10 protein-coding genes and 2 pseudogenes are annotated in these 10,518 nt (G+C 65.3%); 7 read left to right on the forward strand and 5 right to left on the reverse strand.

Annotated features, from left to right (window positions below; all coding sequences use genetic code 11):
• Positions 1–163: 163 nt before the first annotated feature.
• The 3 genes and pseudogenes from DT069_RS24960 to DT069_RS13380 all read left to right on the forward strand — a co-directional run.
• Positions 164–351 (forward strand): annotated as a pseudogene (locus DT069_RS24960) (integrase core domain-containing protein); the annotation flags it as partial.
• A 191-nt stretch (positions 352–542) separates the two neighbouring features.
• The gene (locus tag DT069_RS13375; protein ID WP_119460821.1) at positions 543–1,190 is read left to right on the forward strand and encodes a sigma-70 family RNA polymerase sigma factor; all 648 of its coding nucleotides are present in this window, start codon (positions 543–545) and stop codon (positions 1,188–1,190) included.
• Positions 1,187–1,765: a cupin domain-containing protein gene (locus tag DT069_RS13380; protein WP_119460822.1), complete on the forward strand. Its 579-nt coding sequence runs from the start codon at positions 1,187–1,189 to the stop codon at positions 1,763–1,765. The genes DT069_RS13375 and DT069_RS13380 overlap by 4 nt, the downstream gene beginning before the upstream one ends.
• Positions 1,766–2,083: 318 nt before the next feature.
• Here the strand turns inward: DT069_RS13380 and DT069_RS24645 are convergent, their stop codons facing one another.
• Positions 2,084–2,248: a hypothetical protein gene (locus DT069_RS24645; protein ID WP_162913182.1), complete on the reverse strand. Its 165-nt coding sequence runs from the start codon at positions 2,246–2,248 to the stop codon at positions 2,084–2,086.
• Between DT069_RS24645 and DT069_RS13385 the strand changes: the two genes are divergently transcribed.
• From DT069_RS13385 to DT069_RS13400, 4 genes and pseudogenes are all read left to right on the forward strand, one after another.
• Entirely contained in the window at positions 2,248–2,829 is a 582-nt protein-coding gene (locus tag DT069_RS13385) for a cupin domain-containing protein (RefSeq protein ID WP_119460823.1), read from the forward strand. The genes DT069_RS24645 and DT069_RS13385 overlap by 1 nt on opposite strands.
• Before the next feature lie 2 nt (positions 2,830–2,831).
• On the forward strand, positions 2,832–3,434 hold the full coding sequence (locus tag DT069_RS13390) for an MEDS domain-containing protein (RefSeq protein ID WP_119460824.1): 603 nt from the start codon (positions 2,832–2,834) through the stop codon (positions 3,432–3,434).
• A gap of 29 nt (positions 3,435–3,463) precedes the next feature.
• Positions 3,464–3,547, forward strand: a pseudogene (locus DT069_RS13395) (integrase core domain-containing protein); the annotation flags it as partial.
• A 176-nt stretch (positions 3,548–3,723) separates the two neighbouring features.
• Positions 3,724–4,815, forward strand: a complete 1,092-nt coding sequence (locus DT069_RS13400) for a sensor histidine kinase (protein ID WP_425450220.1) — start codon at positions 3,724–3,726, stop codon at positions 4,813–4,815.
• A gap of 111 nt (positions 4,816–4,926) precedes the next feature.
• Here DT069_RS13400 and DT069_RS13405 read toward each other — a convergent pair whose 3' ends face one another.
• The 4 genes from DT069_RS13405 to DT069_RS13420 all read right to left on the reverse strand — a co-directional run bounded on the left by DT069_RS13405 (position 4,927) and on the right by DT069_RS13420 (position 10,460).
• Positions 4,927–6,087: a xanthine dehydrogenase family Fe-S subunit gene (locus DT069_RS13405; protein WP_119460825.1), complete on the reverse strand. Its 1,161-nt coding sequence runs from the start codon at positions 6,085–6,087 to the stop codon at positions 4,927–4,929.
• Entirely contained in the window at positions 6,084–6,911 is an 828-nt protein-coding gene (locus tag DT069_RS13410) for an FAD binding domain-containing protein (RefSeq protein ID WP_119460826.1), read from the reverse strand. Before DT069_RS13410 ends, DT069_RS13405 begins: the two co-directional genes overlap by 4 nt.
• Complete coding sequence (locus tag DT069_RS13415; RefSeq protein ID WP_425450221.1) at positions 6,908–9,268, reverse strand: xanthine dehydrogenase family protein molybdopterin-binding subunit; 2,361 nt, start codon at positions 9,266–9,268, stop codon at positions 6,908–6,910. Before DT069_RS13415 ends, DT069_RS13410 begins: the two co-directional genes overlap by 4 nt.
• A 91-nt stretch (positions 9,269–9,359) precedes the next feature.
• Positions 9,360–10,460 (reverse strand): TRAP transporter substrate-binding protein, encoded by a 1,101-nt coding sequence (locus tag DT069_RS13420; protein ID WP_119460827.1) that lies wholly within the window; start codon positions 10,458–10,460, stop codon positions 9,360–9,362.
• Positions 10,461–10,518: the final 58 nt, after the last annotated feature.

A 10,518-nucleotide genomic window follows, 5' to 3' on the forward strand; every position in this document is an offset into this window, starting at 1 on the left:
CGCACCCTTACTGCGGCGGCCACGGGCGCTGTTTTGCCTCCCTTGGCTTGTCTATGACCGATCCCGGCTCGGGATCAGTCTGTAGGCTATTGCCGTGCGATTCGTTTTGGATTTCATTAAGGTGCGCTTGCGAATCTCGCCTGCGCCTGACCTGCCCTCGGTATTTCGGACCAGGGATTATCGGGAGGAGATTCCCAAGGAGGCCCGGGTCGTGATCGAGGGGTGGCGGCGGCACTACAACGAGGTCCGGGCGCATTCGAGCCTGGGATATCTCACGCCGGCTGAGTTCATCGCCAAAGAGATTGCAGCGTCCGTGCATGCAACGAGCCGGGACACGGCGGTATCGGGTGAGGGAGTCAAGCGCTGTCAAATGGCTGCAGATCTATAGGAGCAGCGGTTGTACGCGACCGCGGCCGATGGGCGGGGACCGGCGTTCGGTGCTAAAGCCGCAGACGGGCTAGCGGCTTCAGGTGAGGGAAAAGCGCGTACCTTCCATCGTTGACCTTGATTGACCGGCAAAGAATCTTGCAAGATCTCGGTCAATGGCGAATCAGTCGGTCATGGCCAAAGAAGGTACGCAAAAGTCGCCGGCAACACTGGGCGACGTGCTGTATGCCAAGTCCAAGGCTCCGGTGCCAGAGCAGGACTGGGCGATGCTCGTCCAATCGATTGCCGTGGGCGACCAGCTCGCGCTGCATGCGCTCTACGAGATGGCTCATCGCATCGTCTTCACTTTGATCATGCGAATCACAGCCAACCGGGAAACTGCTGAAGAGCTCACCATCGACGTCTTCCACGACGTCTGGCGGCGCGCGTCGCGTTACGACACCGCGAACGGCACCGTGCTCGGCTGGATCATGAACCAGGCGCGCTCGCGGGCGATCGACCGCCTGCGCTTCGAGAGCCGAAAGAAGCGCAGCCACGGCGGCGATGTGCAGCCGCTGGCCGAGGTAGCTGCCGATCCGCGCGACGTGCTCGAGCTGCGCGAGCAGGGCGAGTCGCTGCGCGCGGCATTGGCGGCGCTCACGCCGGACGAGCGCCAGGCGATCGAAACGACGTTCTTCGCCGGGCTTACGCATGCCGAAGCCGCGGCGCGGCTGAATCAGCCGCTCGGCACCATCAAGACGCGTATTCGTTCAGGACTGCACAAGCTGCGACACACGCTGACCGCGGAAGCGGGGAAGCCATGAGTACGTTCCATAGGGACCGCTGCGAGCAGAGCGAGGTAACGTGCGCGTACGCCGCTCAGGCGTTAGCGGCGAGCGAGGTTGCCGCGGCCGAAGCCCATATCGCCTCGTGCCCGGATTGCCAGCGCGAGTTGGAGAGCCTCCGCCCGGTGATCGATCGGTTCGTCTCCTGGCCCACCGATGTGCTGCGTCCGACCTCATCGCTGCAGGCGCGCCTTGCGCTTCGCATCGCCGAGGAGACCGGGAAGCAACCAGTGCCGCCGCCGGCGCGGCGGTGGTCCGAGCCGGACTGGGAACAGGTCGCGCCCGGGATCGAATGCAAGCTGCTCGCGACCGACGCGGAAAGGCACCGGGTCAGCATGCTGGTCCGCCTCGCCCCCGGCGCGAGCTACCCAGCGCATACGCATGCGGGCGTGGAAGAGTTGCATCTCCTTGACGGTGAGCTGTGGATCGACGAGCGCAAGCTCTTTCCGGGCGACTACAACTACGGTGCGCCTGGAGCGGGCGACGAGCGCGTCTGGAGCGAGACAGGCTGCACCTGCGTTCTCGTCACCAGCACCAAAGATACCCTTCGCTGAAGCGCCCCAGTTGGAGCGCTTCGGGGCGCATGATGCGCCCATACGGCGACCACCCGTCCGCGCCGGTCGTCGGCGTGGGCGCCCACGCGTAAGAAATACTTTGGCACCATCGAGATCGAGAACGCCGCCGGCCGGCTGAGGGCGCTCCTTTCGTCCCGCCACCACCTCGGGCCAATCCAAAAGCTCGCATTTGACGTTTTAGGGGTATGCAAACCTCGCATTCCCCCTACATCGGACAATCGATGAACTCGACTGCGGTGAAATTGCTGCAGACCGCCGCCGAATTCGTGGGCGGAGAGAAGCAGCTAGCCGTGCCCCCTAGGCATCGCCCAGTCGTTGCTGGGTAAGCTCATGGCCGATCTCCATCACGCGCCCGCCCCCCTCCTCCGGGCCGTGGACATCGTGCTCGCCCATCGGCAGTCGCCAATCCCGCTTGCCGCCGCTCGGACGTCCGGTCTTGGCGGGGATTCCGCCATAAGCCAATGAGCCCGAGCCCAAACCTGAACCGTTGCGAAAGGGCCGAGCTGGCGTGCGCCTATGCCCTGCAGGTCCTGCCTACGAGCGAAGTGCCCGCGATCCAGGCGCACATCGCCTCGTGCCTGGATTGCCAGCGCGAGCTGGAGAGCCTCCGCCCGGTGGTCAATCGGTTCGTCTCCTGGCCCACCGATGTGCTGCGTCCGACTTCATCGCTGCAGGCGCGCCTTGCGCTTCGCATCGCCGAGGAGACCGGGAAGCAACCAGTGCCGCCGCCGGCGCGGCGGTGGTCCGAGCCGGAATGGGAACAGGTCGCGCCCGGGATCGAATGCAAGCTGCTCGCGACCGACGCGGAAAGGCACCGGGTCAGCATGCTGGTACGCCTCGCGCCCGGCGCGAGTTACCCAGCGCATACGCATGCGGGCGTAGAAGAGCTGCATCTCCTCGACGGTGAGCTGTGGATCGACGAGCGCAAGCTCTTTCCGGGCGACTACAACTACGGTGCGCCTGGAGCGGGCGACGAGCGCGTCTGGAGCGAGACGGGCTGCACCTGTCTTCTCGTCACCAACACCAAAGACGTTCTGCGCTGACCATGGAGAACCTCTCCCATATCACGCGTTGCGGCTTGCCGGGAATCGACCGCGTCCCTTTCGGGATGCACGCCTGCCACTTTTATAGCAACCGCGACCAGCTCGTTGCGGCGCTGGTGCCGTACTCTGTCGCGGGGCTGCGCGGCAACGAGCGCTGCCTCTGGGTTACTGCGCCGCCGCTGCCGGCGCGCGAAGCCGTTCAGGCGCTGCGCGGCGCGTGGGACAGCGTCGACGACGCCATCCAGGCGGGTGCGCTTCACATCCTCGACTCGGCGCGGTTGAAGGGACTCGACTTGGTACAGTTATGGCTCGAGGAGGAAGAGCGCGCGCTCGCCGAGGGCCACAACGGCCTTCGCATCGCCGGGAATACGAGCTTCGTCACGCCGGGCGACTGGTCGACGTTCATGGAGTACGAACAGGCCGTGACCGCGCGCTTCAACGACCGGCGCATCGTCGCGCTTTGCAGCTACGCGTTGGCGCAGTGCAATTATCAGCAGATGAGCGAAGTCATGCACGCGCACCACTGCACGTTGGAGCGTCTGGACGCCGACTGGCAGGTGTTCGCGGTCCCTCAGTTTCGTGGAGGCTCCGAGAGCAGGTTGTGACCTGATTGAATCGGGAGGGGATTCCCAAGGAGGCCCGGGTCGTGCTTGAGGGGTGGCGGTGGCACTACAACGAGGTCCGGCCGCATTCGAGTCTGGGCTATCTCACGCCGGCGGAGTTCATCGCCAAAGAGATTGCAGCGTCCATGCATGCAACGGGCCGGGACACGGCGGTACATCGGGCCTTCGCACCCCGGCCCGTTGCACCACATCAGCAGCAGCCGGGGGCCATTCTCTCAAGTTAAGAGTGGTCCGAAGAATCTGGGCAGATCACGCCAACTGGAGCACAGAATTGATCGAGGTCGACGCAAAGCATTTCCTGGACGGCGGAGGCGCAATGGCGGCTGCCATTCGAGCATATGATTGGGTGTCCAATTCTCTTGGCCCTCTCGACGGCTGGCCCGCATCACTCAGGATAGCGGTTGGAATGATGCTTAGTTCGAGGTTTCCCAAATGCATCGTTTGGGGCCCCGAGCTTGTTACCCTCTACAATGATGCATTCCGGCCTATCCTGGGCGACAAGCCGGAAGCTCTGGGCAGATCGTTCCAGGCCGTTTGGCACGAGGCCTGGGACATCATTGGTCCAATCGCCGAAAAGGCGTATGCGGGCGAAGCGACGTTTATCGAAGACTTCCCGCTCGTTATCGAGCGGCACGGTTATCCAGAGCAGGCCTATTTCACATTTTGCTACAGCCCTATCCGCGATGAAACAGGCCGTATCGCAGGAATGATCGACACGGTCATTGAAACGACAGGAAAAGTTCAAGCCGAGAAGAACGCGCAGCTCCTCAACGCAGAGCTTGAGCACCGGATCAGGAATACGCTTGCGATGGTTTCCGCCATCGCCAATCAAACATTCCAATCCGCGGTGACAAAGGAAGATGCGCAAAGCACGCTGATGCAGCGGATCGCTGCACTTGGGCACGTACATGGGACGCTCACCCAATCCAGTTGGAGCGGCGCGCCAATTCAAGCGGTGATCGAAGATGCGCTGTCGCCCCATCGGATTGGGTGTGGGCAAATTTCCATAGAAGGTCCGCCTCTCACTCTGGCGGCCAGGCAGTCGCTGTCGCTCGCCTTGGCTATAAACGAGCTTGCAACGAACGCGATCAAGTACGGAGCGCTGTCTGTCGACCGGGGACGGGTGATTGTCTCCTGGCAAATCGGCGCGCCGGAGACCGAAGAAGCGTTTCGTCTCCTGTGGATCGAGCAGGACGGACCCGTCGTGTCGAAGCCTGATCGTCGCGGCTTCGGCTCTCGATTGATCGAGCATGCGCTCGCCGATGATTTCCGAGGCGAGGTACGGATCACCTATGACCCGCGGGGCGTTCGATGTGAACTGACGACAAAGATGAACAATCTGCGCATTGAGGCGCAGGATTAGACGGGTCCCGGCTTCACGGGACGATCAAAATTATCGAGATCCACTCGGATACAGGAGACCGCCGATCATCGCCTCACCAGGCATAGCTACTTATCCGATCGGGGTTTACCCCTAGCCCTTCAGGAGCGATTTGAGTCGCCGCCAGAGCACCGAGAAGATCAAGGCAATGGCGTTGACCTCCTTCGTCTCGCCGGCCGGAAGCGCGGAGCCCCCCTCGCCGGAAAGGCGCAGGGAGAGGTTCCGCGCGAAGTCGGCGGTGAGCCGATGGGCGAAGTCCTTCACCAGCCCCGAGCGCGAGAACTGGGCGAGCATGCCGGTGAGCTGAAACTCCACCTGCACCTCGACGCGTGTCGCCCTGCCGCCCTGTTCCGGTACGAGCCTGTAGGTTACGAGGCCCTTGGCGCGCGAGTTGCTCCGCCGGTCCGCCCCCTCGCCGGAGATCGTGCCCTGCTTCGCCGCGGCATCGGAGTCGACGGTGCCCTCGCCTTCGAACGCGGCAGAGATCGGGCCGAACTTGACGCGGACACGGCCCCGAAGCCGGCGCCCGTCGAATTCCACCACCTCGGCCCCCGGCATGCAGCCGGCGACGTCGGGTACGTCCTGCATCAGGGCCCAGACGTCATCCGGAGAATGCGGTACATCGAAGCTCTCGGCCAGCACCGTCCAGTTCTTGCGATCGGTCGCCCGTGTCGCGAGCTCGGCCTGCTGCGGCGCAGGCGACGGTTTCGACGGCGCGCCGTCCGACCGGCGCTCGAACGTCGCCGGACCTGCCGCCCGCCGAGGCTTGACCGCAATGTCGGCGGGGACCGTTCTTCCTTCGGCAAGAACGCTCTTGACCGCCTCGACGATGCCGACATAGCCGGTGCAGCGGCACAGATTGCCGCTCAACTCGAGGCGAATGCGGGCTTCGTCGGGACCGTCCAGCCGGCCGGCGATGTCCCGCGAGGTGATGAGCATTCCAGGGGTGCAGAAGCCGCATTGCAGGCCATGATGCGTCGAGAAGGCCTCGCGCAGGCGCCCCATCAACGGGTCGCCGTCGAAGCCTTCGATAGTCCGTACCTCGCTGCCGTCACAGGCGACAGCGTAGGTGATGCAGGACCGCATCGGCTTGCCGTCGATCATGACCGTGCAGGCGCCGCAGACGCCCTGTTCGCAACCGAGATGCGTACCGGTCAAGCCGAGGTCCGAGCGGAGAAAATCGGCGAGATGCGTGCGCGGCTCGACCGCCGCGGTCACCGCTTCGCCGTTCACCGTCAGGGAGACCTGCTTCATCGTCCGTATACCTGTCCAATCGCCCGGCGCACCGCAACGGCATGAAGCTGCCGCGCCGCCGGCGCCGCCTCCGGCAGCGCCACCTCGACGGCCGCATCTAGCTTCGCCAGGCCGGCTTCCGCGCCGCCGGCGGCCAGCGCCTCCGCCATCTCCTCCAGCAGCACCGGCGGCCCGTCGACGGCGCCCATGACGACGCGGCAGTAGCGGCGCTCGGGGTCGACGACCACGGCGCCGATGGCGTCCGCGAACTCGCCCGCCTTGCGGCAGATCTTGTGATAGCCCCAGGCGCTTGCGGCCGACAGCCTGGGTACGGCGACCGCTTCGATCATCTCGTCCTCGGCAAGCGCCGTCGTGAAGGCGCCCAGCACGAAATCCGAAAGACAGATGACACGCTCGCCGGCTTGGCTGCGGACCTGGACGGCGGCATCGACGGCGGTCAGGGCAGACAGCCAGTCCGCGGCGGGATCGGCATGGGCGAGACTTCCGCCGATGGTCCCCCTGTTGCGCACCGCGCGGTAGGCGATGCCGCCCGCGACATGCCGCATCAGGCCGCCGGTCGGATCCGGCACCTCGCCGTCCTCGAACTCGGCATGGGTGAGCGCGGCGCCGAACAGGATCCGGTCGTCGGACTCCTCGACCCGGCGAAGGGATTGGAGCCGCCTGACGTCGATCAACAGTTCGGGTCGCACCAAACGCAGATTGAGCATTGGCCCAAGGGATTGGCCGCCGGACACGAGCTTGGCGCCGGCGTCAGCCCGCCTCAGCAGGGCGACGGCCTCCTCGAGATTGCCGGCACGTTCGTAATCGAAGGCTACGGGCTTCACGGTCGCGCGACCTCTTCCGACTTCGGGCGCGCCTTGGCCGCCAGGATGGCATCCAGGACCCGCCGCGGCGTCGCCGGGATCTCCGCGATCTCGGCGCCGAGCGATCGCAGGGCGTCGTTGATCGCGTTCACCACGGCACCAGGCGGCGCGATCGCCCCGCCTTCGCCCACGCCCTTGATCCCATGCGCCGTATAGGGCGACGGCGTCTCCATATGGCCGATGCGCATCGCGGGCAGCTCGGCCGGCCCCGGCAGCAGGTAGTCCATCAAGGTCGAGGCAAGCGGCTGTCCGGCGCCGTCATAAGTCGACTCCTCGAACAGCGCGGTGCCGATGCCCTGCGCCGTGCCGCCGAAGGTCTGTCCCTCGACGATCATCGGGTTCACCATGCGGCCGCAATCCTCGACGATGATGTAGTCGAGGATGCGCGTCAGTCCGGTGTCGGGATCCACCGCGACCACCGCCGCGTGCGTCGCATAGGTGAAGGCGCCGGTATCGACCTGGGGGCGGAAGCCCTCGGTCACCTCGAGCCCCATGGTATCGACGTCGTCCGGAAGCTGCTCCGGCCGCAGATACCAGGCCCGTCCCACCTCGGCGAAAGAGATGCTGGCGTTGCGGCCGAAGATCTTGCCGTCGCGCAGTTCCACCTCCTCGGCCTCGCATTGCATGAGATGCGCCGCGATATGTCGGATTCGCCGGGCCAGCTCCTCGCAGGACCGGGACACCGCGCCCCCCGCCATGACCATGCCGCGCGAGGCATAGGCGCCGGTCGAGTAGGGTGTCAGGGCCGTATCGCCGAGCACCACCTGGATCTGGTCGACCGGGAGCGTGAGAATCTCGCTCGCCACCTGGGACAGTGTCGTCTCCAACCCCTGGCCGATGGTGTGGATGCCGGCGCGCAGCTCCAGCCCGCCATCGGGCGTGAGCCGCGCCGTGGCCTGCTCATAGCCAGGGACCAGCGGGATGCCCCAGGCGGCGAAGACCTTCGTACCGTGCGCGGACTGCTCCGTGAAGGTGGAGAAGCCGACGCCGACGAGCTGGCCGTCGGGCTCTCCCCTTTTCTGGCGTGCACGGACGCCCGGAAGGTCGATCATCCGAACCGCGCGGCGCAGCGACTCCGGATAGTTGCCGCTGTCGTAATGCTTGTTGGTGACGTTGTCGTAGGGCATGTCGCGCGCCTGAACGAGGTTCTCCTCGCGCACCTCGGCGGGCTCGCGCCCCACCGCGCGGGCGATGGCGTCGATGGTCAGTTCGATCGCGAAGCAGACGCCCGTCCGGGCGACGCCGCGATAGGGCGTGAAGGGCGGCTTGTTGGTCGCGACCGAATAGGTCCGGCACCGATAGCCCCTGAAATCATACGGCCCGGGGAGATTTCCCCCTGCCTGCGCCGCTTCCAGCCCGGCCGTGAAGGGCCATACCGAATAGGCGCCGACGTCGATCGTCACCTCGGCATCCAGGGCCAGCAGACGTCCGCGCTCGTCGGCATAGGCGGTCACGGAATAATGATGCTGGCGCGTGTTCGCGCCGGCCGTCAGATGCTCGCGCCGATCCTCGACCCAGCGGAACGGGCGCTTCTGCGTGAGCGCCAGCCACGCGACGCAGACCTCTTCCGGCTGGAGCACGCATTTATAGCCGAAGCCTCCGCCGACGTCGGGCGGCACCACGCGGATCAGGCGCTGCTCGATGCCGAGGCACTCGGAGAGGCCGGTCCGGATCATGTGGGGCACCTGGGTCGAGGAACAGACCACAAGCTGCCCGGCTTGGTGGTCCCAATAAGCGAGGACGCCCTTCCCCTCCATCGGATGCATGCACTGCCGCGCGGTCCGATATTCGCGTTTGACCACGATGGGAGCGCGCTTAACGATATCGTCTATATCGCCATTGGCGACGGTCTCGAGGAACAGGTTGTCGCCCCAGGACTCGTGCACCAGCGGCGCCTGCGGCTCGCGGGCGGCCAGGCTGTCGACGACCGCCAGAAGCTCCTCGATCTCGATTTCGACCGACTCGGCCAAGTCCTCGGCTTCCGCGCGGGTCCGGGCAACGCACATTGCGACGGCTTCGCCCACGAAGCGCACCTTGTCCTTGGCGAGCGCGGGGTAGTCGGAAATCTTGAAGCCCGGGATCCCGGACTTGGCGAGGATCGGCCGAACACCGTCCATGTCGGCGCTCGTGAAGACCAGATGCTCCTGCCCGGCAGGCTTCCGGACAGCGCCCAGGCGGCCATGCGCGACGGGACTCCGCAGGAAGGCGACCTCGCGCAGCCCCGGCATCGTCATGTCGCCGACGAAGCGTCCGCGGCCGTGCAAATGCCGATCGTCTTCCTTTCTGCGCACCCTTGCGCCGATACCCTGCGATCCCACGATCTTGCCTCTTCGAACTACCTGCCGCGGACGGGTGAGCGACCGACCGGCCGCTCACCCATTTCCCGATCGTCCCGTTAAGCGCCGCCCGTCAAGCGCCGTAAGGGAAGTCCAGCTTGCGCGCCTGCATGAACGCAAGCTCCGTCAGATTGGTGTATGGCAGCACCATCTTGCGGAACGACATAAGGCTATCATAGACCTCGCGGCTCAGCGCATCGGCCGAAGCCGCCGCCTGGACGACATCGTTTGAGACACGGCCGAGCTCCGTCAGGGTCTCGTCGTTCAGCATGCGAATCTGTACGTCGTGCTCCTCGACCATGGTCTTCAGCGCTTGGCCGTTCTTGGCGACGAACTCATCGACGACGATCGCATTGGCGACGGTGCACCCCCCCTTCACGATCTCCTTGAGATCGTCGCTCAGCGAGTTCCAGGCGTCGAGATTGATGAAGGTGTCGAGCACGCCGCAGGGCTCCATCCAGCCGGGCCAATAGTAGAATTTCGCCACCTTGTGGAGGCCGAACGCCATGTCGTTGAACGGCCCCACGAAATCGGCACCGTCGACGGCCCCCGACTGCAGGGCTTGCGGCACTTCGCCCAAGGGAATTTGCACCGGCGTCGCGCCGACTTCGCTCAGCACCTTCGAGCCGAGGCCGCCGCTGCGGATCTTGAGCCCTCTGAAGTCACCGATGGAGTTGATCTCCTTGTTGAGCCAGCCTGCCGCCTGGACCGAGGTGTTCCCTCCAGGGAAGAACTTGACCCCCATTTCCGCATAAGCCTTGTCCGCGAGCTCCTGGCCGCCGCCCCAGCGATACCAGGCATTCTGTTCCTGGGTGGTGACGGCGAAGGGGACCGGCGCGAAGAAGTTCAGCGCCGGTATCTTGCCGACCCAGAACGAGGGATAGCCGTGGCCCATCTCGACCGCTCCGTCCGCCACGGCGTCCATCGTCTGGAACGGCGGCGCGATCTCACCGGAGCCATAAAGCTTGATTGTCAGGCGTCCATTCGATGCCTTGGCGACATGATCCGCGATCACCTCCACGCCCGTCCACAGGAGGGGGGCGTTGCGCGGCCAGGTCGCCTGCAGCCGCCACTCCTTCCGATCCTGCGAAATCGCCGGAGCCGGGAATGCCGCCCCAAGAGCCCCGACGGCCCCCAATCCACCTGCAGTCTTGACGAAATCCCTACGCTTCATCGCTGTTCTCCCCGTGGTTGATTACGCTCTTCCTTGCCGGTGCAAACGCCAGCCCGGT

It is taken from the genome of Virgifigura deserti, assembly GCA_003576685.1.
GTDB lineage: Bacteria > Pseudomonadota > Alphaproteobacteria > Dongiales > Dongiaceae > Virgifigura > Virgifigura deserti.